Origin of the sequence: Brucella pituitosa (genome assembly GCF_003049685.1) — a bacterium.
Taxonomy (GTDB): domain Bacteria; phylum Pseudomonadota; class Alphaproteobacteria; order Rhizobiales; family Rhizobiaceae; genus Brucella; species Brucella pituitosa.
Window position 1 is genome coordinate 1,525,846 of sequence record NZ_PYSY02000001.1, and the last position, 25,608, is coordinate 1,551,453.

A 25,608-nucleotide genomic window follows, 5' to 3' on the forward strand; every position below is an offset into this window, starting at 1 on the left:
AAACAAAATCAACGAAAGGGAACTAAAATGATGCATTTCGGACGTTTTCGTATTCTCGCAGCGGGTGCAGCTCTTGCTGCAGTTATGGCTGCAAATCCGGCTTTGTCGGCAACACCTGCCGATACGCTCGTTCAGGCTTGGGCCATTGATGACACCATCACGCTCGACCCTGCTGAATCCTTTGAGCTGACGCCAGCAGAATTCATCGGCAACGCCTATGACATGCTGGTGCGCCTCGACATCAACGATACATCCAAAGTTGTGCCGGGCGTTGCAGAAAGCTGGACCATTTCGGATGATGGTCTCACTTACACATTCAAGATGAAGCCGGGCATCAAGTTCGCTTCTGGCAATCCGCTGACCGCAAAAGACGTGGCTTACTCGTTCGAACGCGCCGTACGCCTCGACAAGAGCCCGGCGTTCATTCTGACCCAGTTCGGTCTCAATGGCGAAAATGTCACGGAAAATGCCAAGGCAGTTGACGATGCTACTTTCGTTCTGAAGGTCGACAAGGCTTATGCTCCTAGCTTTGTGCTGAACTGCCTCACCGCCACCATTGGCGCTGTTGTCGACCAGAAGCTGCTCGAAGAGCATTCCGTAAAGGTCACTCCAACCGACGATTATAAGTACGAAACCGACTATGCTGCAGCATGGCTCAAGACTGGCTATGCAGGTTCGGGGCCATTCAAGATTCGTGACTGGCGTGCAAACGAAGTCGTCGTTCTGGAACGCAACGACAATTACTATGGCGAAAAAGCGAAGCTTGCCCGCGTGTTCTATCGTCACGTCAAGGAAAGCGCCACACAGCGCCTGATGCTTGAATCGGGTGACGTCGATGTCGCACGCAATCTCGAACCGGGTGATCTGGAAGCCGTTCAGAAGAACAAGGATCTGGCTGTCGCCAGCGCTCCGAAGGGCACCGTCTATTACATTTCGCTCAACCAGAAAAACCCGAACCTGGCCAAGCCGGAAGTTCGCGAAGCCTTCAAGTATCTGGTTGATTACGATGCGATCGGCGCAACCCTGATCAAGGGTATTGGCGAAGTTCGCCAGACCTATCAGGCAAAGGGTGTTCTCGGCGCTCTCGAAGCTGCACCATACAAGCTCGACGTTGAAAAGGCGAAGGAACTGCTCGAAAAGGCAGGTCTTAAGGACGGCCTCTCAATTACCTTCGACGTTCGCAACACGCAGCCTGTCACCGGTATTGCTGAATCCTTCCAGCAGTCTGCTGCCAAAGCTGGCGTAAAGATCGACATCATTCCGGGCGATGGCAAGCAGACGCTGACCAAGTATCGTGCACGTAACCACGATCTCTATATCGGCCAGTGGGGCATGGACTATTGGGATCCAAACTCCAATGCTGAAGCCTTCACGTCGAACCCGGACAATGGCGACGATGCTTCCAACAAAACGCTTGCATGGCGCAATGCCTGGGACATTCCAGCGCTGACCGAAGAAACCAAGTCTGCGCTTCTGGAACGCGACAACGATAAGCGTGCCGCGATCTATCAGAAGCTTCAGCAGGAAGCCCTTGATCAGAGCCCATTCGTGATGCTCTTTCAGCAGACCGAAGTTGCCGGCGTTAGTGGCAGCGTGAAGGGCTACAAGCTCGGCCCAACATTCGACTCGAACTTCCTCGCACCGATCAGCAAAGACTGATCTGAAGAACGGTCAGACAATTGAGCACGACAACAACCGCAACTAAAAAGAGGGGCGCCCGACGGCGCTCCTCTTCCATCGCTTTAGCGATCGCCAGTTTTCTGGTGATCGTAGCAACAACTTATCTTGGCCTTCTGGCCGTGACATTCTTCATTGGGCGCGTTGTCCCGATTGATCCTGTTCTGGCAATCGTCGGCGATCGCGCACCTGCGCATGTGGTTGAACGTGTGCGTCAGGAAATGGGCTTCAACCTGCCCTATTACCAGCAGTTTTACCTCTATGTGAAAGGTGTGCTGCAAGGCGACTTCGGAACATCTGTTCTGACCACAAATCCGGTCATGACCGATATTCGCCGCGTTTTCCCGGCGACCATGGAGCTTGCAACCATCGGCACGATTATCGGCGCGCTGTTCGGCATTCCACTGGGTGTTCTGGCGGCAGTCAAGCGCGGCAGTATCATCGACCAGATCGTGCGCATCATTGGCCTTGTTGGCTATTCAGTGCCGATTTTCTGGCTCGGCATGCTGGCCTTGCTGATTTTCTATGCCCGCCTTGGCTGGACGTCAGGGCCGGGCCGTATCGACATCACCTTTGAATATACGTTTACGCCGATTACCGGATTTTACGTAATCGACGCTATCATCCAGCGCGATTGGGAAGCCCTGCGCAACATCATCTCGCACCTTGTTCTGCCATCGGCGCTGCTTGGCTATTTCAGCCTCGCCTATATCAGCCGCATGACACGCTCATTCATGCTCAATGAGCTTGAGCAGGAGTATATTATTGCAGCACGTGCCAAGGGCATTTCTGAAACGCGGATCATCTGGGGCCACGCTCTGCGCAATGCAGCCGTGCCGCTCGTGACTGTGATTGTGCTTTCCTATGCTGGCCTGCTTGAAGGTTCGGTCCTGACCGAAACGATCTTTGCGTGGCCCGGCCTTGGTCTTTACATCACCAACTCGCTGCAAAACGCCGATATGAATGCCGTTCTGGGTGGTACTATTATCATCGGTTCGGTCTTTATCGCGCTCAACCTTGTGTCCGATCTCCTGTATCGGCTCCTTGATCCGAGGACGCGCGTAAGATGAGTCAAATGACAGACACTTCAAATCTTTCATGGCGCGAATGGCTGCTTTCCGAGCGTCCACAGTCCCGCATGCAAGCCCGCATGGGCCGCTCCTACATGATCTGGCGTCGTTTCACCGCGAATAAACTCGCAGTGATCGGCCTGATGATTATCATCGCACTGGTTCTGGTTGCAGCTTTTGCAAACGTGCTCGCACCGCATTCGCCGACGCAAGGCGATCTCGCCAATGCGCGTCTCCTCCCGCCCGGCACACCGGGTTATCTGCTTGGTACTGACGATCAGGGACGTGACATTCTCTCCCGCCTGATTTTCGGCTCCCGCATCACACTTTATGTGGTGCTGCTGGTTGCTGTCATTGCAGCGCCTATCGGCCTTCTGGTCGGTACGGTTGCAGGCTATGCAGGTGGTTGGGTCGATGCCGTTCTGATGCGCATAACCGATATTTTCCTTGCCTTCCCGAAGCTTATTCTGGCGCTCGCCTTCGTTGCAGCATTGGGACCGGGCATTGAAAACGCCATCATTGCAATCGCGATTACCTCTTGGCCGCCTTATGCACGTATTGCACGTGCAGAAACGCTGACCGTGCGCAATTCCGATTACATCTCCGCTGTTCGTCTGATGGGTGCTTCACCTTTCCGTATCGTTCTGCGTCACATCATGCCGCTCTGCACCTCTTCGCTGATCGTCCGTGTGACGCTAGATATGGCAGGTATCATCCTGACTGCGGCAGGCCTCGGGTTTCTTGGTCTCGGTGCTCAGCCGCCACTACCGGAATGGGGTGCAATGATTGCATCAGGTCGCCGTTTCATTCTCGACCAGTGGTGGGTTGCGGCCATGCCAGGTATCGCGATCCTCATCGTCAGCCTTGGCTTCAACTTCCTCGGTGATGGCCTGCGCGATGCACTCGATCCGCGGGGTAACAACCAATGAAGCCACTTCTGACAGTTGATGATCTCCGCGTCACCTTCCCCACCCGTACCGGTGCTATTGAAGCCGTGCGCGGCGTGAGCTTTACGCTTGGCCGCGAACGTCTGGGCATCGTGGGTGAATCCGGTTCGGGCAAATCGCAAACCGGGCGTGCGATCATGGGACTCACACCTCCACACGCGCAGATCACTGCGAAGACGTTGCAGTTCGACGGTATCGATCTGCTGAACATCTCTGCACGTGAACGCCGCGCATTGCGCGGCGGTCGCGTCGCCATGGTGCTTCAGGACCCGAAATACTCTCTCAATCCGGTCATGACTATCGGCAGGCAAGTTGCCGAGACGCTCAAGGCTCACGGTAAGTATAGCAGCGGTGAAATTCGCAAGCGTTCGATTTCAATGCTTGAAGCTGTACAAATCCGTGATGCTGAGCGCGTGATGAAGCTCTATCCGCACGAAGTTTCAGGCGGCATGGGACAACGCGTCATGATTGCCATGATGCTCGTTGCAGAACCTGAATTGCTGATTGCCGATGAACCGACATCGGCACTTGACGTGACGGTTCAGCTCGAAGTGCTTGGCATTCTCGACAAGCTGGTAGCGGAACGCGGTATGGGGCTGATTTTCATCAGCCATGATCTGCGTCTCGTGTCATCCTTCTGCGACCGCGTTATCGTCATGTATGCAGGCAAGATCGTTGAAGAGATTGCAGCAAGCGATCTCGCCAATGCGAAACACCCCTATACGCAAGGACTGCTGAATTGCATGCCCAAGATCGGAGCGGATCAACATCCCCTGCCCACCTTGCAGCGTCAGGAGGCATGGCGGCTATGAGTACAGCATCAGCACTCAGCGTTGATAAGGTTGACGTATTTTTCGATCATTTCCATGCATTGAAATCAGTCAGCATCGAAGTGGCGCGGGGCGAGTCCTATGGGCTCGTTGGCGAATCCGGTTCCGGAAAATCCACACTACTGCGCGCAGTGGCGGGGCTTGCACCCATTGATGACGGCGAAGTTCGCATCGATGGGAATATGCTCAAGACACCGCGTGACAAGGCGTTTTACCGCACTGTGCAAATGGTGTTTCAGGACCCTTATGGCTCCCTTCACCCGCGCCAGACAGTCGACCGCCTTTTGCTCGAACCACTCGCCATTCATGGCGTGGAAGACAGCGAAAAGCGTATTGTCCGCGCACTGGATGAAGTGGGCCTGGGTTCAGGCTTCCGCTTCCGCTATCCGCATCAGCTGTCGGGTGGCCAACGACAGCGTATCGCTATTGCACGCGCATTGATTGTCGAACCAAGCATCCTACTTCTCGATGAACCAACCTCGGCGCTTGATGCTTCCGTTCAGGCGGAAGTGCTAAACCTGCTTGAACAAGTACGCCGTGATCGCAAGCTGACCTTTGTAATGGTGAGCCACGATCTGGGAGTCGTCACCCATATGTGTGATCGGCTCGCCGTTATGCGCAATGGCGAAGTTGTGGAACAGCTTGAGGCATCAGACCTCGTAAACGGCAATATCAACGCCGATTATACAAAGAACCTGATGCGAGCCAGCGAAGGCTTCAAACGCTAAAATGAAGGGGGCCAAAAGGTCCCCTTTTTATTGGAGCAGAATCCGACCGGAGTGAAACGCGCTCTGACTGTTTATTTTAACGCACATCTTGTCCGAAAACCGTTTCACACTTTTCGGGACACGCTCTAATCATCCGAGCCGCGGCGCGCATTGTCGCCATCCTGACCGCGCCGCCAATAAGCGACAATCAATTGCTTGTCCTTCGGGATATTTCGTTCTTTGCGCATATAGGTGCGGATCGAACGGAACGCGTTGAACTCGCACCCCACCCAAACATAGATGCTCTCTTCGCCTTCTGGTAGCTCCACGGCGCGGACCGCATCCTGCAGAAGCGTCGTTGTGCCTGCTTCGGCTCCCTTGCGATGCAGCCATTGCAGGTCCACATCGGCGCGGGACTGAATGGCCTGTTCTTCCGCCTCACTGTCGATCTCGACACGGACGACCGCCTTGGCACCTTCCGGAAGACGCTCCAGAATACGGCCAATCGCCGGAAGAGCGGTCTCATCACCAGCCAGCAGATACCAATTCGCATCATCAGCAGCATCACCGCCGCCGGGGCCTGTCATACCGACAATATCGCCGGGCTTGGCGCTGATCGCCCAGCCGGAACCCGGGGCATTGCAGTCATCGCCATGAACAACCATGTCGATATCTACCCAACCTGCCTTGGGATCGATCTGGCGGATCGTATAAACACGTGTCGCAAGCTTGGCATCACCATCTGGCCAGACAGGGCGACCATCTTCGCCCGATACGGGCCATTGCGGTTCAGCGAGGCCCTTTGGCGGAAACAGCAGACGAATATGCAGACCTGTATGGGCGAAGCGAACAAGCTCGTTACCCTTTAAGCGTACGCGACGCATATGCGGCGTTACATTGCTGACGGCAACGACCTGCATTTCACGGAAATAAGGCAGCGGCAAACCAGCGGCACCGTCACCTTCCCAGATGATCTTTGGCTTCGGGCTTCCCTTATCGAGAAACTCGAGCACATGTTCGGCGATGGAATATTTCATATAGGCGAGACCGGTTTCATCACCGCTCTTTACGTCAACGCTGACGATCTCATCGTCCCACTGCACATCTGCCTGACCAAAACTCAAAATCAGCTTTGCGCTGCTCTCCTGCCGTTGCACATCAGCATGTTCAACAAAATGATCCAGCAACTGATTAACGATGCGATCAGGATTATTGAGTGCAATACGGGTATTGGCGTTCAGGCCCAGATCAGACATGCCTGCTCTCCTATATTTAAACGGTGAACAAGCTTTATCTGAATGTAAGATGACAATTCAAGTCATCTTTTCTCGATCAGCGCGGTTTGATGCCGCAATAAATTGTGACGGGTAAAGCCTGGCGCCATGCATCAAAAGAACCAAGAGCGCCTGCTTGTGCGACCTGCAGCCGCGTAAGCTCCCCCTCATGCTGTTGTCGCCAGTTGAAAAGCTGCATTTCGCTCTGCAATGTCACCGCATTGGCAATAAGTCGGCCGCCGGGCTTCAGCGCCGCCCAGCAGGCCTCGATCACACCTTCATCCGTAACACCGCCACCGATGAAAATCGTGTCAGGCGCTTCAAGGCCATTTAGGGCTCCGGGCGCTTCGCCTTTTATCAGCTGTAAGCCGGGCACGCCCAGCGCGCGCGCATTGCGCTCAATCATGCCTTGCCGATTTTCATCGGCCTCAATAGAAATGGCGCGGCACGATGGATGCACACGCATCCATTCTATGCCGATAGAACCGCAACCTGCGCCGACATCCCAGAGAAGTTGCCTCGGAAGGGGCTGCAACCGCGAGAGCGTCACGGCACGAATATCGCGTTTGGTCAGCTGACCGTCATTTTCAAAAGCTGCATCGCGCAATCCGCTGACGGGTGAGAAAACAACAGAATCTGACGCAGCGATGCATTCAATTGCCAGAACATTGAGATCGGCGCAGTTCTCCTGTGACCAGTCTTCCGCCCGACCGCTGATGCACTTTTCCTTTGGCCCGCCCAAATGTTCAAGCACGGTCAGGCGGCTTTGACCGAACCCTTTGCCCTTCAGAAGCTTGGCGGCTTTTGCAGGTGTTGTGCCATCATTGCTGAGCACAAGAATTTTCTCTCCCGGCAGAACATGTGGTGCCAGCAATTCTAACGGACGCCCATGCACGCTGACCGTACGCACCTCTTGCAATGCCCATGCCATACGGCTCGCCGCCAGCGAAATTGAGGATGGAAACGGGATGATCTGCATATCTTGTGACGAGAAATGACGGCTCAGAGATGCGCCCATGCCAAAAAACATCGGATCGCCGCTTGCCAGAACCACAACCTGCCTGCCGCGCTGCGCCTCGATCATCGGAAACGAATTGTCGAACGGAGATGGCCATGAAACTCGCTCGGCTTTGGCCTCATCATCGAGAAAAGCCAGATGACGCTTGCCGCCGAAAATGACGTCCGCATTGACGAGCGCGTTGCGGGCATTTTTACCAAGGCCCGCCAATCCATCTTCACCAATACCGATAACTGTCAGCCAGCAGCTCATAAGCGTTGCTCCTTTTTCCCGTTCGTATGGCGGCACAGTAGTAAGTGCAAGCACGAAGGCGTATAAGGCCAATATGTTGAGCCAGCAAAGCAGCCAAACCGACGCGAGCAGACCCGACCGGCGCAATGCCTGCCCCGGCTTGTCACGCATGGTCATGGCAAAAGATGGGGCAATTGCCCGCATCAAGCTTCCCTTGGGAAGGATCAGTGCTTCCAAAGCACGTGTTTTGGCCGAAATTGCTCAAGAGTTTGGAAACTGCACGATCGAACTTTCGATTCGCTCAAACGTACAAATACGCGGCATCGCGCCCGCCAATTGGGCTAAAGCAATTACAGCGCTCTATGATGCTGGTTTTGGTGCAGACAATCCGTCTGCCGATGACATTCGCAATGTGATGGTAAGCCCCACCGCATCAGTCGATCAGTCACAGCTTGCCGATACCTCCGGCCTTGCGACTTCGTTGCTGACAATGCTTGAAGGCACTGAAAAATATCACGCGCTATCGCCAAAATTTTCTTTCCAGATTGATGGCGGCGAAAATTGCGCGATGATTTCACATTCGGGCGATATCTGGCTCTCGGCAATGGATGATGGCACACATTACGTGTTCGGCCTGGCGTCGTCGCCGGATACCCAGCCTGTCGGCATGATCAAACAAACGCAAGCGCTCTCGTTGATCAAAGCCCTGCTTGATCTGTTTCAAAGCCGCGCCGGAGCAGGCGTGGCACGGATGAAGCACCTTTTAGAAACCTTGCCGCAGGATCAATTCTTGCGAGAGCTGCCTTTTGAGTTCTCTCCCGCACCGATTTGGGAACGAAAGCCGACAAAACCCTTCTCATGGCTCGGGACACACTTGCAGAATGACGGACGATTTTATGTAGGCGCAATGCCACTTCTCGGAAGATTGCAGACGGAACAATTGCATAAGCTGGCCCGGCTTGCGGAGAGCGTGAATGGCGGCGAAATTCGCCTCACACCATGGCAAGGCATTCTCCTGCCAAACATCGGGCAAGCAGACTGCAACCGGGCCTCAGCCAGATTGAACGAACTGGGATTGGCAACGTCACCAGAAGCCCCACAAGCACGCCTTCGGGCATGTTCCGGTTCAACCGGCTGTGCTTCCGCCCTTGCGGACACTTTGACCGACGCTCAACATCTCGCAGATTTGCTGATTGCCGGCAACAAACAGGTCCATGTTACGGGTTGCGCCAAATCCTGCGCAGCGCTTTCTCCTCTGCCACATACGCTTTTGGCGCGTTCGCATGGTCATTATGATCTCTTTTCGCAAGACAGTGCTGGACCATCGCGTTTCGGGCAGCTATTGGCCTCAAACGTCACTATTGACGAGGCTGCGTTTATTTTGAACGCCCGGAATCTATAAGAGTGTATCCCGAACAGTGCGAAACAGTTTTCGGGTAAGATGCGCATTAAACAACAGGTAGAGCGGACGCCATGACAGAGTATATCCGCGATGGACAGGCCATTTACGACCGCTCCTTCGCCATCATCCGTTCTGAGGCCGATCTGAGCCGCATTCCCGCCGATCTCGAAAAGCTTGCCGTACGCGTTGCCCACGCATCCGGTATGGTTGACATTGTTGAAGACCTCGTCTTTTCGAGTGACGCAGGGCACGCCGGGCGAGATGCTCTTCTCAGAGGCGCGCCAATCCTCTGCGATGCACGCATGGTCGCAGAAGGCATCACCCGGTCGCGTCTGCCAGCCAATAATGAAGTCATCTGCACACTGAACGATCCATCCGTGCCGGAACTGGCAGCGAGGATCGGCAACACGCGCTCTGCAGCCGCACTTGATCTCTGGCTTCCACATCTTGAAGGCAGCATAGTTGCAATCGGCAATGCACCGACCTCCCTCTTCCGCCTGTTTGAAATGCTCGACAATGGCGCGCCGAAACCTGCGCTTATCATCGGCATGCCGGTCGGCTTTGTGGGCGCTGCCGAATCCAAAGACGAACTGGCTGAAAACAGCCGTGGTGTCCCTTTCGTCATCGTGCGCGGACGTCGTGGTGGCAGCGCCATGACCGCAGCTGCCGTCAATGCACTTGCTTCGGAGCGCGAATAATGGCGCAAAAAGGTAAGCTTTATGGTCTGGGCGTCGGTCCCGGCGATCCTGAACTCATCACGCTCAAAGCGCTTCGACTGCTCAAATCTGCCCCTGTGGTCGCCTACCACGCAGCCAAGGGCAAAAAGGGCAACGCACTGACGATTGTCGAAACCTATCTGTCTTCAGAACAGACTTTGGTTCCACTTATCTATCCGGTGACGACAGAGAAACTGCCCGCTCATATGGATTACGAGCAGATAGTCAGCGATTTCTACAGCGAGATCACGACCACAATCGCAAGCCATCTCGATGCGGGTCGTGACGTGGCGGTGATTGCCGAGGGCGATCCGTTCTTCTACGGCTCGTTCATGTATATTCACGACCGACTGGCCGAAAAATACGAAACGGAAGTCGTGCCCGGTGTTTGCTCGGTCTTGGGTGCCGCCGCCGTACTTGGTGCACCGCTCGTCTATCGCAATCAGACGCTTTCGATCCTCTCCGGAGTCATGAGCGCGGAAGAACTCAAAAAACGTCTTGCTGGCACCGAGGCCGCAGCCATCATGAAACTCGGCAAAAATCTCGACAAGGTTCGCAACGTCCTGACTGAGCTTGGGCTGATGGATCGCGCGCTCTATATCGAGCGCGCAACTATGCAGAACCAGCGCATTGCGCCCTTGGCGGAAGTCAGCGGCAGCGATTGCCCTTATTTCTCGATCATTCTCGTTCCGGGCAGCAAGTGGAACGGCGCATGAAAGCGGCCATTGTCGTTCTAGGTGAAGCTGCAATTTCTACCGCGCGCAAAATACAGTCTGCGCTTGGAAATGCGGAAGTTCTCGGGCTGGAAAGTCGCGTTACCTGTGCGGACAAGCGTTTCACGCATTTCGGCGACACGATACGTATGCTTTACGAGGAAGGCCGTCCAATCATCGCATTGTGCGCCGCTGGCATCGTTATCCGCGCGCTTGCATCCCTTCTGCAAAACAAACGGATAGAGCCGCCGGTTCTGGCCGTTGCAGAAGACGGCAGTGCTGTCGTGCCGTTGCTTGGTGGCCTTTCTGGCGTCAATGATGTGGCGCGAACAATCGCTCACGCGCTCGCAGTAGCCCCTGCAATCACCACGACGGGCGAGCTCCGCTTTGGTATCAATCTGTTACACCCGCCCGCAGAATTGACTCTCGCCAATCCTGAATCCGTCAAGACCTTCATGTCCGATCTGCTGGCTGGAAAAACTCTATGCCTCAATGGGCAGTCTCGCTGGCTCACAACATCAAAATTACCGTTCTCTGATAATGGGCAACTCACAATCAGCATCACGCCTGAAACGCGCGCGCCGCAGGCAAATGAGCTGGTCTATCATCCCCGAACAATTGCTATTGCAATCGAAAAGCCGACAGAAGACCTGACAAGCCTGATCGGGCAAGCACTTGATCATGCTGGCCTGTCCAGAGATTCCCTCGCCTTGCTTCTCGCTCACGAAAGAGATTGCGAGTCACTGCATATTCATCAGGTAGCACAGGCACTCAAAACACCAATGCGCTTTGTGACAGGCAATGCCGATCTTGCGATGGCCTCTGTCGAAAACCCTGTTCAGTGCATCAGGGACGAAAAACTGACACTGGCTGTCGCACCTTCACCGGCCGATGTTCTCTTCATCGGGCGCAAGCGTGGCAAGCTGACTGTGGTTGGCCTTGGCCCCGGCGCGCGAGACCTGATGACACCCGCTGTCCAGCGCGATCTGGAACAGGCCGAAGATGTGCTTGGTTATGAAACCTATGTGCGCATGGCTGGCCCGTTCCGGGACGACCAGATCATCCACATGACCGACAATCGCGAGGAAATGCAGCGCGCACGCCATGCATTTGAACTCGCGGCTTCAGGCCGTGATGTGGTGATGGTATCGTCAGGCGATCCGGGTGTATTTGCCATGGCAGCAGCGGTTGTCGAAGCACTGCATGAATCATCCAATCCAGCATGGCATGGTGTTGAGCTGGTCATCCAGCCCGGCATTTCGGCGGCGATGGCTGCGGCTTCCCGCATCGGCGCCCCCCTTGGGCACGATTTCTGCATCATCTCGCTTTCCGACAATCTCAAGCCGTGGAATGTGATCGAGAAACGTCTGGCGCTGGCAGCACAAGCCGATCTGGCCATGGCTTTCTACAATCCTATTTCCAAAGCTCGCCCGCATCAGCTCGGCCGTGCACTGGAAATTCTCCGGCAATATCGTGATGCTGAAACACCCGTCGTGCTTAGCCGCGATATTGGCAGGCCTGCGGAAACAACCCGCGTTCTTTCACTGTCGCAACTCACGCCCGATGATGTAGACATGCGAACTGTAGTAATTGTTGGCTCGTCCCATACTGTTCGTTTTCCGCGAGCGGAGGGCGGAGAATGGGTCTATACGCCGCGATGGTATGGCGAAAAACCGGACAAATGAACAGAAACGAAAAAGGCAGGAAAATCCCTGCCTTTTTCGTATGTTATGAAGTTTTATTGAATCACTTCTTCTTCGACTTCTTCGGTGCAGCTGGCGCAGCCGATGCGGCCTGAGCAGCAGCAGCTTCAGCAGCGACCTGATCTGCGCTCTTTGGCGAAGTATCGATAACTGAGCGAACCGAGCCGTTTGCAGAAACCTGACAAACTGCTGTGCGCAGATCGACCTTCAGATCAACATCTGTACCGCCGCCAGCGCCCGGACGGGAGTTAACCGCGCTGATGACACGTTCAGGCAAGAAATACTTGTTGGCAGCAGCGGTAATGCAAGGCTGGGCCAGCGAAGAATCAACCGTTGCGGTCGGAACGAAACGTGGCAGCGATATGGTCGACGCAGTGACCGGTGCCTCGGACTTGCCGGGAACCGTCGCATTTTGCGTGGTTGTCGTACAAGCGGCAGCCAATGGAGCCAGCATGGCAATGACAAAAAAACGGGCTCCGATGCGGGTGCGTCCGTACATGATCAACCTCTTACGATCTGCTGATTAGGTAAAATTTTAACTGAGATAACTATTCGCTTTTGACGGATTGTCGAGTGGCAGGAAGGCCACATTGCCAGTTTTTCGATTCACATCCACAAAAGCATCATCATTGCTTCGTGAATATCCAGTTCAGCATCTCCCGCCAGTCACTCATCCGTATCGGCGTTCCATGATTACCGCTTTCGAAGCGTCGGAACTGAACAGGATATCCGGGAACATTCTTGCGTATGTCGCGATAAAAGGCTTCCTGCTTGTCAATTGCGAAAACCGGATCACGACTGCCATGCCCGAAAAATACCGGCACGCGTTTCTTGAACGCAGGTGATTTGAAAAAATCACTATCCCATAATGATCCCAACAAGATCAGACCTGCAAGCTGATTGGCCGCCTTCTCATTCGAAGCAATACGCCAGCAGAGAGCACCACCCTGCGACCCACAAGCAAGGACGAGCGGGGCCGATGGCGACGTTGCCTTCGCAGCTTCAATAAGTCCCGCAATCTGCGCTTCACCTGTCGTCGCAAAATCCTTGAAGTCCGGGGTCAGATAAAGCCCGCCATTGAGCGCGGCTAAATTCTTCACGCGATTAAAATTGCCGCCGAAAGTAAAATCATTCATGCCCTGCAGGCGGTTACCACCGCGCCCATGCAGATAGATGACGATAAAAGCCGCCCCTTGCTGCTTTCCAGCAGCCATGGCCTTTACTGGTCCTGCTGCTGTCTGAAAGACGACATCTTTCTGGTAAGCACGCGCTTTCAGCGAAACATAGGCGTCTTTAACGCGCTTTTCGGGCACAGCATCGCGGCCATTGATGTCACGCATTTCATTGTAATCAATGACTTTATAATCGCCATTGTCAGCGCTGCTCAAAACACCCGGATAGGCAAAATAACTGTCTTTGAAAGGTAGAAGTGGCCCTTGTGCGAGGGCTGAACTGCCGAATGTCAGCAAAAGTCCTGCAATTAATCCAATCCGTTTGTGCATCACCCCTCCCAAAAGCACATTCAAAGCTCAAGCGTATGATAACGACGATTGAGATAGATCAGTGCCTCTTCATCTGCATTGGAGCGCAATCCCACCACTTCACCAAACAAAACGTGGTGTGTGGAATGATCCTGCACACTGACAACCCGACAATCGAAAACCGCCAACGCGCCTCTCAGCGTCGGCGCACCTGTCGCAAGCACGTCCCACGCGGCGAGTTCAAAGCGCTCATCCTGTGTAAGGCCGATACGGCCCGAAAAGGCATCCGCAAGCTGCTGGTGTGATCCTGCCAGCGTATTGACCGCAAAAACCGCATTCTTGATGAAAAGCAGGTTATCCTCATGCATTTTCTGCAAGCAGATCAGCAGAGTCGGAGGATTATCCGAGACCGAGCAAGAAGCTGTGAGAGTAAGTCCACGTCTTCCAGCAGAACCGGCTGTGGTTACAACCTGTACCGCACCCGCATAATGGCTCATCGCATCACGATAAGTCTTCGGTTCTACCGGCACAGTATTTGAGGTGATGTTTTTATCTGTTTGCACGTCAGCAAGCATCCGTATTGTCTGACAGGCTTCCACAGACCAATATCTGTTTACCTGTATACATATACGGGCATTGCACAAAGGCGAGGAAACCGCTACCCACTTTTCGTTCAATTAGCCATGAAATGTTTGATGAAGATAAATCGCGTGATCAAACCAGTGCCATTGCCGGGACGACATAAAGCGGCTCTCTGCCCGGAATTACGCGTGCACAACATCACGAAGATATTTGTCGCCGCACTGTCGGTTTTCACGATGCTTTGCCTGCCGACCATAGCGCAGGAAAACCCAACCGGAATACGTATAGGAATTGCAGCACCTTTGAGCGGTGGATTTGTCCCACTCGGCAATCAGCTTATCGATGGTGCACTCGTGGCGGCAACCGCGAAGAACGCTGAACTTATCGTCGCGGACGATCGCTGCAATGCCGAAGGGGGCAAAGCAGCTGCAGAAAGCTTCATCGCTGGCAATGTACAGATAGCTACAGGCTTTCTATGTTCCGAAGCACTGGAAGCTGCTCTGCCTTTATTGAACCAGCGCAATATTCCGGTCATTACTTCGGGCGTCAGTGACCCGACGCTGACAGAAAAGCGTTCTGCCACCCCGCTCCCTGTGTTTCGTCTTACAACCGGCCTTGATAAAGAAACACTCGCTACGGGTAGCTTTTTGGGCAGTCTCTGGCGTTCCCAGCCCTTCGCTGTCATTGACGACGGTACGATTGAGGGCCGTGAGCGCGCATCGCATGTTTTGGCCAACCTCAAAGAACAGCAACTTCGGCCGGTCTTCACCGATACTTATCGACCGGGCCTAGAAAACCAGAATGCGCTTGTTGCCCGCCTGCGCCGTGCAGGCGCAACACATGTCTATGTCGGTGGAGAGCGCGATGATATCGCGGCAATTGGCGCGAGTGCTGCGACACTCAAATATCCGCTGGTGATCGCAGGTGGCAGCGTTTTGAATGCAGCGCCGGGCACACAGCCATTAAGCGCAGACACGCTGATGATCGCGCCGTTAAAGCCACAGGATCTTTCAACTGCAAAGCCTGCCGTTGATGCAATCAATCAGGCCGGAAAATTGCCAGAGGCCTACTCAGTCATCGGATTTGCCACGATTGAACTGGCGGAAGCGGCTATCAGACAGGCGACGGATCAGAAACAGCCTTTGATCGATATTCTGCGCGACAATTCTTTCGAGACATCGCTTGGTACGCTCAAATTCGATGGCAATGGTACGCGCACAGACAATCCAAATCGTCTGCAACGCTTTGATGGAACGCAGTTTATATCGGCTGACTGATAAGCCCTATCAGGCTCGCGACGATCAATATCCCTGTCATCAGGCTCATCAATGTCCAGAATAATTGAATTGCTGCGTCAATATCTTCGGCATTCACATCGCGCTTGCCGTCGCTGTTAAGCATAGGTCCTTCGACCTTCTCTGTTCCATATTGGCGGGGACCGGCAAGTGCCAGTCCAAGTGCGCCAGCAAACGCCGATTCCGGCCAGCCGGCATTGGGCGAACGATGCAGACGCGCATCGCGCCACATCACAGCAAATGCACGCTTTCCCGTCTCCTTATTATGAGTGAAAGCAGCAGCCAGAGCAGCCAGCAACCCGGTCAGGCGCGCGGGAATATAGTTCACCACGTCATCAAGGCGCGCTGCGAACCGTCCAAAATGACGATAGCGTTCATTCAGGTGACCTATCATCGAATCGGCGGTATTGATGAGCTTATAGGCAAACAGGCCCGGCAATCCGCCGATGAGGAACCAAAACGCAGGCGCAACAATGCCATCCGACGCATTTTCAGCGAGGCTTTCAACTGCCGCCCGACTGACTCCGCCTTCGTCAAGCTGTTCGGGGTTGCGCCCAACAATCATCGAAACTGCTTTGCGGCCACCTTCAACCCCCTCTTCACGCAGACCATTCGCCACCGCCTTCACGTGATCGGCGAGGCTCTTTTGTGCCAGAAAGACCGCGACGATGACGATCTCAATCAGCGCGCCAGCCGAGCCGAGGAACGGTAGAAGATTTTCGATAGCCAGTCCGATAAATACGCAAAGGGCGACCAGTCCGATGGTGAGCCACATGCCATTGCGGCGCAGCGTTTGAACCGAAAGCTCATTGTTGTTGAAACGCTTTTCACCCCAGCTGATTGCTTTTCCAAACAGTACGACCGGGTGCGGAAATCTTTGCCAAAGCAATGGTGGGTCGCCAACGACGCGATCCAGAACAAGCGCTAATGAAAGAACAATCAGCTTTATTTCCATAGCCTTGCCAGATTTCCCTGAATCAATCTTTCAAGCGCAGAATATCACGCAACGCCTGCTCAAGACGCGCAAAGGCCGCTTGATCGGCAGCAAGTCCAATGCGCAGCCATTGCGGCGCATAGGCGAATTTTCGCACCAGAATGTGTTTTTCACAAAGCGCATCATATATCGCATGAGAATCGCGGTGCGCGACCAAAGTGAAGAGTGCCGTGCCACCCACTTCCCGCAAGCCGCATCGCGTCAGAACCGTTGCGAGTTCCGCCCGCCGCCAATCGATGCTTTCACGAAACCTTTGTAATTCCGTATCATCTTCAAAGGCATGTTCGGCTATCGCCAAGGCAGGTCCAGACACGGCCCATGGGCCAAGACGCTTAGTTACTTCCTCCACGATTTCCGTGCTTGCAAGCAGGAAACCAAGACGGACGCCTGCAAGACCAAAAAACTTGCCAAAAGACTTCAGCACAATCATCGGTGCTGTGGCAGCCTGGGCCGCAACACTCACCTCGACATGCGGATCAGCAAAGGCTTCATCAACAACGAGAAAACCGCCACGCTCGCCAAGTGTCATCGCCAACTCAAGCAGATCAGGACGCGCGATAATTCGCCCATCCGGATTGTTCGGATTAACGATTGTGACAACGCGCGCATCTTGCGGAATATCTTCAAGCGTCGCACATTCGACCACGTTCCAGCCCGCGCTCGCAAAAGATGCAGCATGTTCCTGATAGGTTGGGCTTAAAATAGCGACGGTAGAAGGTTTGGCCAGCGTCGGGATAAGCTGAATAAGCGACTGGGTTCCGGGTGCGGCCACAATAGAGGCATCATCGGCAACGTTGTAATATCGCCGTGCTGAGACAAGAACCCGCTTCAGAAGCCCCTCATCGGGTAATCGGTTCCAAAGTGCTGGCGTGAAATCCGGCAGAGGAAAGTGTTCAGGATTGATGCCCGTTGAAAGGTCGAGCCACTCTTCCGCCTTCCCGCCAAATCGGGCCATAGCACGATCCAGCGCACCACCATGTTCAATATGCGTGTTCACGCATCTTCTCCGCTGAAATCAATCACATGCATGAATGAGCCGGAAACAGAGCCAACACGCAGGCCGGCTTCACCGCACTCTTCGCCCATTGCATCGCGTACTTTGAAAAGTCGTTCGGCATCCCCTTCACGCACAATCGTCGCATAGTGAAATTCATGTGCCTTGAGCAGCATTTGCCATGGCACACCAGCAAGTGGCGTGAGCGACCGATAGCCAAGATGAAGCTTTCTTTTGGCAAAGCTTGTCTCAAGCGGCAGAAGCCCCAGCATCGGGTGGTTTATGCCCTCCGCATCTTCCAGCGCTTCACCAAGCACCATATAGCCACCGCATTCGCCATAGATGACAATACCCTTTGATGCAGCAGCCTTCATGCCCAACTGGAATTTTTTGGCAAAAGCCAGTTTGCCCGCAAAAAGTTCGGGATACCCACCGGGCAGATAAATCGCATCGGCATTTTCATCCGGTGCTTCATCGGCCAGCGGCGAGAAGAACGAAATCTCAGCCCCACGCCTGCGCCAGCCTTCAAAAAGATGCGTATAGGCAAAAGCAAACGCGTCATCACGCGCCACCGCAATGCGGTCACCCAATGGCTTGAGACGCGGCACATTGGCCATCGCCGTATGACGCTTCGGCCCCGACCAGATATGCGCAAGTGCTGCAAAATCGAACCGCTCTTCTAAAACATCGGCTGCGTGATCGAGAAACCTTTCCAGATCAGCATGTTCACCGGCCTGCACAAGCCCCAGATGACGCTCGGGCAAGACGAGTTCCTCGTCGCGTGGGATCGCACCCAGAACGGTAATGCCGAGCGGCTTCAATGCTTCGCGCAGCATCATTTCATGACGCGCACTGCCCACACGGTTCAGTACAATACCGGCTATCAACACATCCTTGCGAAACTGGCTAAATCCAGAAACGAGCGCTGCAATAGACTGCGACTGCTTTGCACAATCCACGACCAGCACCACCGGCAGATCAAGCACCTTTGCAAGATCAGCCGACGAGCCTTTGCCATTCATGGCCCCGTCGAACAGACCCATCATGCCTTCGGCAACAAGCAGTTTACCGCCTTCGGTCATACGCGAAGAAAGCGCGCTGATAAGTTCAGGCCGCATGCCCCATGGATCGAGGTTGAAGCATTCTGCCCCGCTCGCAGCCTTATGATAAGCGGGATCGATGTAATCCGGCCCTGCCTTGACTGGAGCAAGTGTTACACCACGACGCTTGAGCGCCCGCAGCAGACCAAGCGTGATAGTTGTTTTACCAGATCCCGATGCCGGGGCTGCAATCATAAAGCCATTCATGCGCTTTGCACTCCACGCTCTTTCTGATTGAGATGTAGCGGATCACTTATGAGCTGCCGTCCACCCTCGGCACCCAGCCAATCGAGGCCAGAGCGCAACCGTACAACCTCACCCACAACGACGATTGCAGGCGGATTGAGGCCAGCCGCCTCCACATCTGAAACGGCGCGTGCCAATGTTGTCTCCAGAACCACCTGTTCCGGCAAGCTGGCATTACAAACAAAGGCTACCGGCTCATCGGGTGAGCGCCCGGCAGCCATCAGCCGCGATGTGATAAGATCGATATGCTTCATCGCCATATACATCACAATAACCGGAGAAGACTGTGCAATGCCCTCCCAATTAATGCGGTCAGGCACCAATCCGGTTGCGTCATGCCCTGTCAGAAAGGTGACGGATTGGTTGACATCGCGATGCGTGGCAGCAATGCCTGCATAGGCAAGACCACCTATGCCCGCCGTAATGCCCGGAACAATGCGAAATGGAACGCCATGTTCAACGAGCGTCAGCGCTTCTTCGGCTCCGCGCCCGAAGACAAATGGATCCCCACCCTTGAGGCGCAAAACCTTCTTGCCCTCTTTGGCAAGTTCAACCAGTCGCAACGAAATATCACGCTGTTTCGGTGAAGGTTTGCCGCCGCGTTTTCCGGCATATTCGAGTGTCGCCGTGGCATTTCTCAGCGAAAGACACGATTCATCGACCAGAGCATCATAGACAATCACATCCGCCTGACCTAAGGCATTGACCGCATGAAGCGTTAGCAAACCCGGATCGCCGGGCCCAGCGCCCACCAACCAGACATGTCCGGGCTCCATTGCAGGCAAAGCTATTCTGCCGGTGCCAGATGGGGTAATGTTCGGTTGAATATTTTCAGTCATTTTGAAATGTGTCACCAGATAAATCCGCAGGCATCCATGAACGACGAAACTACAGCCCGCAAGGAAAAAGCGCAAAATAGCGGACAAGAACCCTTACGTCGCGGCTGGACCACAGGTGCCTGCGCCACAGCCGCAACCAAGGCAGCACTGACTGCGCTCATCACCGGCGAATTCCCCGACCCGGTTGGTATTATCCTGCCCAAAGGCGATGTGCCCTATTTTCAGCTTGCCTATGAAGGTCTTGGCGAAGGCTATGCGATGGCAGGCATCGTGAAGGACGCGGGCGACGACCCGGACGTAACTCATGGTGCCACGATCATTTCAACTGTTTTCCCCGCCCCTCCCGGCACAGGCATTGTATTTCAGGCGGGCGAAGGTGTTGGCACCGTTACGCGGCCCGGTCTGCAAATCCCTCCTGGTGAAGCGGCAATCAATCCTGTTCCGCGCCGCATGATGACAGAAATCTGTGAGCAGATTTGCGCCGAATATGGCCTGCCAGCCGATCTCGTCATTACGATTTCAGTTCCGGGTGGTGAGGAGATCGCACAAAAGACGTGGAACCCTCGTCTTGGTATCGTTGGCGGCATTTCCATCCTCGGCACAACCGGCGTCGTTCATCCATTCTCCTGCTCAGCCTGGATTCATTCGATCCATCGCGGCATTGATGTCGCACGTGCGGCAGGGCAGAAACACGTTCTGGGTGCGACAGGCTCAACGTCGGAAGATGCAGCGCAAGCCATTTACGATTTACCGGACTTCGCCATTCTCGACATGGGCGACTTTGCAGGCGGCGTACTCAAATATCTGCGCGAACACCCAATCGATAAACTCACCATTGCAGGCGGCTTCGCCAAGCTTACAAAGCTTGCGCAAGGTGCACTCGATCTTCATTCTTCGCGCTCGCAGGTCGACAAAGGTTTTCTCTGGGCTATCGCCGAAAAAGCAGGCGCACCAGACGACATGAAGGACCGGATTCTTTTTGCCAACACGGCAATGGAAGTGCTTGAATTGACTCAAAGCATTGGCATCGACATGGCGACACCAATTGCACAGAAAGCCAAAGAAACAGCACTCGAAACCTTGCGCGGCGCGCCCGTTGAAGTCGAAATTATCGTAACGGACCGCAAGGGGACGATTCTTGCCCGCCTCTAAGCCAAAGATACTAATCCTTGGCGGCACAGCGGAAGCTTCAAAGCTTGCTTTCGCATTACAGCCCCTCCCCGTCGATGCCATAACATCATTGGCGGGCCGCACGGCTAATCCCGCTGCAATCAACGGCGCGGTTCGAATTGGTGGCTTCGGCGGCGCAGAAGGTCTTGCGGACTATCTCGTCACGGAACAGATTGACCTCATTATCGATGCAACGCATCCCTATGCGACGCGTATTTCGCAAAACGCAGTTATAGCCTCTCAGGCAGCAGATATTCCGCTGCTGCGGCTGGAACGCCCTACCTGGCAAAAACAGAGTGACGATAACTGGATTGATATTTCAAGCGAAGCGCAGGCAGCCGCTTTAATCCCGGCAGGCGAGTGTGTGTTTCTCGCATTGGGACGACAACACATCGAACCATTTGCAGAGCGGAACGATGTGCATTTTGTCATCCGGATGATCGATCCGCCACACGTAAAACTGCCGCAAGATTGCGAAATTGTTCTGGCAAAACCGGGAAATTGTGAATCTGAAAAGCATTTCCTCTCGGCACGCAGAATCGGTCTGATTATCAGCCGCAATTCGGGTGGCAGCATATCTTATGCCAAAATCGAGGCTGCGCGCGATCTCGCCATTCCCGTCATGATGATAGCCCGTCCGCCAGTCGCAGCAAAAACCGTTGTTGCGACAGTAGAAGAAGCTATGGCTTTTACCCGCTTAGCCCTCAAGCTTTGATCGCGCAACATGGCTGTGCGCTTCATGATAAAGCGCTGAATCCCGAAAATTCTTTGGATCAAGTCCCCGGCCAACGAAAATCATCGCGGTGCGTTTGAGATCAGTCGCTTCAATCTTGGCCTCGATATCCGACAAGGTACCACGCAAAATCTGCTCATCCGACCATCCCACGCGGTAAGCGACCACCACAGGGCAATCCGCACCATAAAGTGGGGTGAGTTCGGTTCTGATCTTCGCAACATTGCGGATCGAAAGATGGATAACCAGCGTCGCACCCGATTTGCCAAGCGTTGCGAGGTCTTCGCCTTCCGGCATGGCAGACGACTTCACTGATGTGCGAGTGAGAATAATGCTCTGATTGATTTCTGGAATAGTCAATTCCTGCTTCATGGCAGCCGCAGCCGCAACAAAGGCTGGCACACCCGGCGTCACATCATAGGGAATCCCAAGTGCATCGAGCCTGCGCATCTGTTCAGCCATTGCGCCGTATATCGACGGATCGCCCGAATGCACCCGTGCAACATCATAGCCTTTCGCATGTGCCGCTTCGATTTCAGCGATAATTTCATTGAGCGTAAGCGCGGAGCTATCGATCAGAAGCGTATCTGTTGGAGCTGAGGCAACCACTTCTTTCGGCACCAGCGACCCCGCATAGATGCAGACCGGACAGCTTTCGATCAATCGAAGACCGCGCACGGTAATAAGATCGGCAGCACCCGGACCGGCTCCAATGAAATGAACTGTCACGCTTTTTTCCTCAATTCAGGAATTCCGAATGCCTGTTTGGTAACGGGCAAGTCAATTGCTTTCAGGCGCTTTTGGGCAAAAGCCCTTCAATATCATTGAAGATCGACTGCCATTCGTCCTGCGTTAGTTCGAAGAAGTTGAAGCTTCTGAGCAAAAACGCGCCCTCATTGGCGATGAAAGCAAGGCGGGCTTTGCGTCCTTCCGGTGTGGACACATCCAGACCATCCCATTGCTTGCGATACCAGATACGGGTTTCATTGAGATATTCAGTATTTGGAATAAGGCTGGCCATCATCGCCGCGAAGCGGGAATCGTCTTCAGCATTGCTTTGGCGGGTTATGCCGATATGCGCAGCAATATGGGAAATCGCGTCACTTTTATTCTGCTTGCGCGCTGTAACCTGATCATCAAACCGGTCGCCCCAGCGTTCGATCATCGCTTTCAGAAGTCCGTCCTTATTGCCGAAACAATATTGTACGCCGCCCTTGGTAACACCGGAGGCCTGCGCAACGGCATCCATGGTCAGCGCGACGATCCCGCCTTCTGTCACGATTTTTTCGGCCATATCGAGCACATGATCGCGATCAATCGAACGTGGACGGCCAGTTTTCTGCAATTTCTTACTTTCCATACGAACGGATTTATATTATGTCAGCCACCCTGACAAGTTTGAATACGCTCGTATTGAAAAGGTATAATTCGATGTTGCCGCAAAATCGCTGGCTCGTTCTCGCAATCGTTTCCAGCGCGTTGTTCCTGATCGTTGTGGATATGACGGTCCTCTACACGGCATTGCCACGTCTCACCCATGATCTGGCAGCCAGCGCTTCGGAAAAGCTCTGGATCATGAATATTTATCCGCTGGTTGTGGCAGGTCTTCTGCCGGGCCTCGGCACACTGGGCGATAAGCTCGGCCACAAGCGCATGTTCATGAATGGTCTGGCCGTGTTTGGCCTTGCGTCGCTTTGCGCAGCCTATTCGCCCAATCCTGAAATCTTGATCGCAGCCCGTGCATTCCTTGCCTGCGGTGCCGCAATGATGATGCCTGCCACATTGTCGATCATCCGCCTCACCTTCACCGATGAGAAAGAACGCTCACTTGCTATTGGTATTTGGGCCGCAATCGCTTCCGGCGGTGCCGCAATCGGTCCAGTTGCGGGCGGTGTGTTGCTTGAATATTTCTGGTGGGGTTCGGTATTCCTGATCAACGTGCCAGTTGTTCTGGTGGCTTTGGCTTTATCTGCCATCAACCTTGAAAACCGCCCACTCGGCTCAAAACGCAAATGGGACCTCGTCGGCTCGATCCAAATCATGATCGGTCTGATCGCGCTCACCTATGCCGTCAAGGAACTCGCCAAGCGCGATGCATCCATGACCATTTTCGCAGTGGTGCTCGTCATCGGCCTTATTGCCACGACGATCTTCGTCCGCAGGCAGCTTGCAAGCACTGAACCGCTCATCGATTTCTCGCTGTTCAAGACGAGACTGTTCTCAATGGGCGTGTTTGCAGCCCTTGTCGCATCAGGATCCATGACCGGTATGGAACTTGTTTTCAGCCAGCGCATGCAGTTGATCGAAGGCATGTCACCTTTGCAGGCCGGTCTTGTAATCCTGCCTATCCCGCTGGCTGCATTCGTTGCTGGTCCAATCGCTGGCATGCAATTGCCGCGCCTTGGCGCAGGCAAGGTGCTATGGGCATCGCTCGCAATTACAGCGCTTGGCGTCGTGATCTACATTCTGACCTATAAGCTCTCTGCCCCGTTCTATCTTGCGGGACTGGCAGTGCTCGGCTTTGGTGTTGGCTGTGCGATGACGGGCGCATCGTCCTCGATCATGGGAAATGCGCCTGCAGAGAAGGCTGGCATGGCAGCGTCTGTCGAGGAAGTATCATTCGAACTTGGCAATGCGCTGGGTGTAACGATTTTCGGCACCATCCTGTCGGCCTTCTACACGGCAAGCCTCGTGCTACCGGCGGGACGGAATATCCCGATCATTGCTCGTGACAGTCTTGATGAAGCATTGCTGGCAGCGCAATCATTGCCGCCGGAAGATGCCAGCCTATTGACCAAACTTGCCGCATCCTCTTTTGAGAATGCTTATGTCGCAGTGATCGTAGCCACGGCTCTACTGCTAATCTTTGCGACCATTGCAACTTACATTGTGCAACGCCGCAAAACTGAAACGGCCCAATAATCAAACTCATGTCACCGCCAATGCTGCGGTGACACGACCGCCCAAAGTCTTTTCTACCCTTAGAAAAGCTGCCGGTCCTGCTGCCGCCAGCGCGGCAGATTCCGCGACACCATGACAACCGATTGTTGCGAAAACCGCCTCCGACGGGTTCTTGATGCGAAATGTTTCCTGCTCAAGCCGTTCCGCAGCAAAGAAGCGCAAGCTGCACCCATAATGCTCGGCAAGAGCCAGCCAGACCGGCTCACCTTGTTTCGTGTCCAGTGTTGCGATCATATCGGGCTTTATAACACCCACACCCGCTAGCACCTTATCCGCCAATGAAACAAGCTCCTCAAGGTATACGCCTGAGGAGCTGCCCATTCCCAAAACAATGCGCGTTGCGTCAGAGACCACAGGGCGATGCTTGCTGCGCCTGACGCAAATCGTCAGCCGTTACGCCGAGCACATCAGCGATACGCTTGATCATTGCGGTTTCAGACTGATCGATATGGTTGTCCGCGCAAGCAACTCTCATCAAATCGCGTAGCAAGGAAGCACGGCGCTCAGGTGCCATTTCAGCCAACATGCTGGCTGCCTGCTTCGTCGTGGTTTCATATCCGAAATCCTTCAGATACTCAGTCACTTCTGGCAATTCCTCTGCCGAAATCCCAAAGCTCTCTGAAGCAATCGCTTTGAAAGCAGCAATTTCAGCCGGGTGACGGTCGCCGTCTGCGAAGACCACATGAAGCAGGAGAAGCAATTCCGAAGCGAGGGCCGGATCTTCGGCAACACGCTGCACAGCGCTTTTTTTGCTGAGAAACGCAGAGATGCGTTCGAAAATGCTTTCACTCATGGGCTACCCTCTCCTGTGTTGTGTTAGCAACTTTTTCCAATGATGCCCTAACCAGTAAACAACGCAAGCGCCACAATGCAACAGCTAAGGATTTTCGGAAGCGCTGGAGCAAATCCCGAAAAGTAGGAACCG

The 25,608-nt window shown here is 54.2% G+C and carries 26 protein-coding genes; 13 read left to right on the forward strand and 13 right to left on the reverse strand.

Features of this window, described 5'->3' with window-relative positions:
* Positions 1–27: 27 nt before the first annotated feature.
* Genes C9380_RS07565 through C9380_RS07585 form a run of 5 tightly spaced genes read left to right on the forward strand, consistent with a single transcriptional unit; the run spans position 28 to position 5,252 of the window.
* Positions 28–1,659: an ABC transporter substrate-binding protein gene (locus C9380_RS07565; protein ID WP_128093305.1), complete on the forward strand. Its 1,632-nt coding sequence runs from the start codon at positions 28–30 to the stop codon at positions 1,657–1,659.
* A gap of 20 nt (positions 1,660–1,679) precedes the next feature.
* On the forward strand, positions 1,680–2,747 hold the full coding sequence (locus tag C9380_RS07570) for an ABC transporter permease (RefSeq protein WP_024898949.1): 1,068 nt from the start codon (positions 1,680–1,682) through the stop codon (positions 2,745–2,747).
* Positions 2,744–3,676, forward strand: a complete 933-nt coding sequence (locus C9380_RS07575; RefSeq protein ID WP_024898948.1) for an ABC transporter permease — start codon at positions 2,744–2,746, stop codon at positions 3,674–3,676. Before C9380_RS07570 ends, C9380_RS07575 begins: the two co-directional genes overlap by 4 nt.
* A complete protein-coding gene (locus C9380_RS07580) occupies positions 3,673–4,506 on the forward strand; it encodes an ABC transporter ATP-binding protein (protein ID WP_024898947.1) in 834 nt (277 codons plus the stop codon). Before C9380_RS07575 ends, C9380_RS07580 begins: the two co-directional genes overlap by 4 nt.
* Entirely contained in the window at positions 4,503–5,252 is a 750-nt protein-coding gene (locus C9380_RS07585; protein WP_024898946.1) for an ABC transporter ATP-binding protein, read from the forward strand. The genes C9380_RS07580 and C9380_RS07585 overlap by 4 nt, the downstream gene beginning before the upstream one ends.
* Before the next feature lie 125 nt (positions 5,253–5,377).
* On the opposite strand, the gene C9380_RS07590 is transcribed toward C9380_RS07585, so the two are convergent.
* Positions 5,378–6,487, reverse strand: coding sequence for a siderophore-interacting protein (locus C9380_RS07590; RefSeq protein WP_128093306.1), 1,110 nt, complete (start codon positions 6,485–6,487; stop codon positions 5,378–5,380).
* A 76-nt stretch (positions 6,488–6,563) separates the two neighbouring features.
* Positions 6,564–7,775 (reverse strand): precorrin-6y C5,15-methyltransferase (decarboxylating) subunit CbiE, encoded by a 1,212-nt coding sequence (cbiE, locus tag C9380_RS07595; RefSeq protein ID WP_128093307.1) that lies wholly within the window; start codon positions 7,773–7,775, stop codon positions 6,564–6,566.
* A gap of 73 nt (positions 7,776–7,848) precedes the next feature.
* Between cbiE and cobG the strand changes: the two genes are divergently transcribed.
* From cobG to cobJ, 4 genes are all read left to right on the forward strand, one after another.
* Positions 7,849–9,156, forward strand: a complete 1,308-nt coding sequence (gene cobG / locus C9380_RS07600) for a precorrin-3B synthase (protein ID WP_128093308.1) — start codon at positions 7,849–7,851, stop codon at positions 9,154–9,156.
* Positions 9,157–9,227: 71 nt separating this feature from the next.
* Complete coding sequence (locus C9380_RS07605; protein WP_128093309.1) at positions 9,228–9,854, forward strand: precorrin-8X methylmutase; 627 nt, start codon at positions 9,228–9,230, stop codon at positions 9,852–9,854.
* Positions 9,854–10,588: a precorrin-2 C(20)-methyltransferase gene (locus C9380_RS07610; protein WP_128093310.1), complete on the forward strand. Its 735-nt coding sequence runs from the start codon at positions 9,854–9,856 to the stop codon at positions 10,586–10,588. Before C9380_RS07605 ends, C9380_RS07610 begins: the two co-directional genes overlap by 1 nt.
* Positions 10,585–12,270, forward strand: a complete 1,686-nt coding sequence (gene cobJ / locus C9380_RS07615; RefSeq protein WP_128093311.1) for a precorrin-3B C(17)-methyltransferase — start codon at positions 10,585–10,587, stop codon at positions 12,268–12,270. The genes C9380_RS07610 and cobJ overlap by 4 nt, the downstream gene beginning before the upstream one ends.
* A gap of 61 nt (positions 12,271–12,331) precedes the next feature.
* Here cobJ and C9380_RS07620 read toward each other — a convergent pair whose 3' ends face one another.
* From C9380_RS07620 to C9380_RS07630, 3 genes are all read right to left on the reverse strand, one after another.
* Positions 12,332–12,787, reverse strand: a complete 456-nt coding sequence (locus C9380_RS07620) for a hypothetical protein (RefSeq protein WP_128093312.1) — start codon at positions 12,785–12,787, stop codon at positions 12,332–12,334.
* 127 nt (positions 12,788–12,914) lie between these two features.
* Positions 12,915–13,790 (reverse strand): alpha/beta hydrolase, encoded by an 876-nt coding sequence (locus C9380_RS07625; RefSeq protein WP_128093313.1) that lies wholly within the window; start codon positions 13,788–13,790, stop codon positions 12,915–12,917.
* Positions 13,791–13,810: 20 nt separating this feature from the next.
* The gene (locus C9380_RS07630; protein ID WP_024898937.1) at positions 13,811–14,332 is read right to left on the reverse strand and encodes a flavin reductase; all 522 of its coding nucleotides are present in this window, start codon (positions 14,330–14,332) and stop codon (positions 13,811–13,813) included.
* Between the two features lie 255 nt (positions 14,333–14,587).
* Here C9380_RS07630 and C9380_RS07635 point away from each other — a divergent pair, with 255 nt between their 5' ends.
* Entirely contained in the window at positions 14,588–15,628 is a 1,041-nt protein-coding gene (locus C9380_RS07635) for a branched-chain amino acid ABC transporter substrate-binding protein (protein ID WP_247877573.1), read from the forward strand.
* Here the strand turns inward: C9380_RS07635 and cbiB are convergent.
* The 4 genes from cbiB to cobA are packed head-to-tail and all read right to left on the reverse strand — an operon-like array spanning position 15,612 to position 19,819.
* On the reverse strand, positions 15,612–16,601 hold the full coding sequence (cbiB, locus tag C9380_RS07640) for an adenosylcobinamide-phosphate synthase CbiB (protein WP_128093315.1): 990 nt from the start codon (positions 16,599–16,601) through the stop codon (positions 15,612–15,614). The genes C9380_RS07635 and cbiB overlap by 17 nt on opposite strands.
* A gap of 22 nt (positions 16,602–16,623) precedes the next feature.
* Complete coding sequence (gene cobD, locus C9380_RS07645; protein WP_024898934.1) at positions 16,624–17,637, reverse strand: threonine-phosphate decarboxylase CobD; 1,014 nt, start codon at positions 17,635–17,637, stop codon at positions 16,624–16,626.
* Positions 17,634–18,941: a cobyrinic acid a,c-diamide synthase CobB gene (locus C9380_RS07650; RefSeq protein WP_128093316.1), complete on the reverse strand. Its 1,308-nt coding sequence runs from the start codon at positions 18,939–18,941 to the stop codon at positions 17,634–17,636. Before C9380_RS07650 ends, cobD begins: the two co-directional genes overlap by 4 nt.
* The gene (cobA, locus tag C9380_RS07655; RefSeq protein ID WP_128093317.1) at positions 18,938–19,819 is read right to left on the reverse strand and encodes a uroporphyrinogen-III C-methyltransferase; all 882 of its coding nucleotides are present in this window, start codon (positions 19,817–19,819) and stop codon (positions 18,938–18,940) included. Before cobA ends, C9380_RS07650 begins: the two co-directional genes overlap by 4 nt.
* Before the next feature lie 36 nt (positions 19,820–19,855).
* On the opposite strand from cobA, the gene C9380_RS07660 reads away from it, so the two are divergent.
* Both C9380_RS07660 and C9380_RS07665 read left to right on the forward strand, forming a co-directional pair.
* Positions 19,856–20,971, forward strand: a complete 1,116-nt coding sequence (locus C9380_RS07660) for a cobalt-precorrin-5B (C(1))-methyltransferase (protein ID WP_024898931.1) — start codon at positions 19,856–19,858, stop codon at positions 20,969–20,971.
* Positions 20,958–21,704 carry a cobalt-precorrin-6A reductase gene (locus C9380_RS07665; protein ID WP_128093318.1) on the forward strand — a complete coding sequence of 249 codons (747 nt, stop codon included), beginning with the start codon at positions 20,958–20,960 and terminating at the stop codon, positions 21,702–21,704. Before C9380_RS07660 ends, C9380_RS07665 begins: the two co-directional genes overlap by 14 nt.
* Here C9380_RS07665 and cobM read toward each other — a convergent pair.
* Together cobM and C9380_RS07675 are read right to left on the reverse strand one after the other, a co-directional pair.
* Positions 21,687–22,451: a precorrin-4 C(11)-methyltransferase gene (cobM, locus tag C9380_RS07670; protein ID WP_024898929.1), complete on the reverse strand. Its 765-nt coding sequence runs from the start codon at positions 22,449–22,451 to the stop codon at positions 21,687–21,689. The genes C9380_RS07665 and cobM overlap by 18 nt on opposite strands.
* 61 nt (positions 22,452–22,512) lie before the next feature.
* Entirely contained in the window at positions 22,513–23,067 is a 555-nt protein-coding gene (locus C9380_RS07675) for a TetR/AcrR family transcriptional regulator (protein WP_024898928.1), read from the reverse strand.
* A 32-nt stretch (positions 23,068–23,099) separates the two neighbouring features.
* Here C9380_RS07675 and C9380_RS07680 point away from each other — a divergent pair, with 32 nt between their 5' ends.
* Complete coding sequence (locus tag C9380_RS07680) at positions 23,100–24,644, forward strand: MFS transporter (protein WP_282183924.1); 1,545 nt, start codon at positions 23,100–23,102, stop codon at positions 24,642–24,644.
* A 6-nt stretch (positions 24,645–24,650) separates the two neighbouring features.
* Here the strand turns inward: C9380_RS07680 and C9380_RS07685 are convergent, their stop codons facing one another.
* On the reverse strand, positions 24,651–25,004 hold the full coding sequence (locus tag C9380_RS07685; protein WP_128093645.1) for a cobalamin biosynthesis protein: 354 nt from the start codon (positions 25,002–25,004) through the stop codon (positions 24,651–24,653).
* A gap of 22 nt (positions 25,005–25,026) precedes the next feature.
* On the reverse strand, positions 25,027–25,476 hold the full coding sequence (locus C9380_RS07690; protein WP_024898926.1) for a tellurite resistance TerB family protein: 450 nt from the start codon (positions 25,474–25,476) through the stop codon (positions 25,027–25,029).
* Positions 25,477–25,608 lie beyond the last annotated feature (132 nt).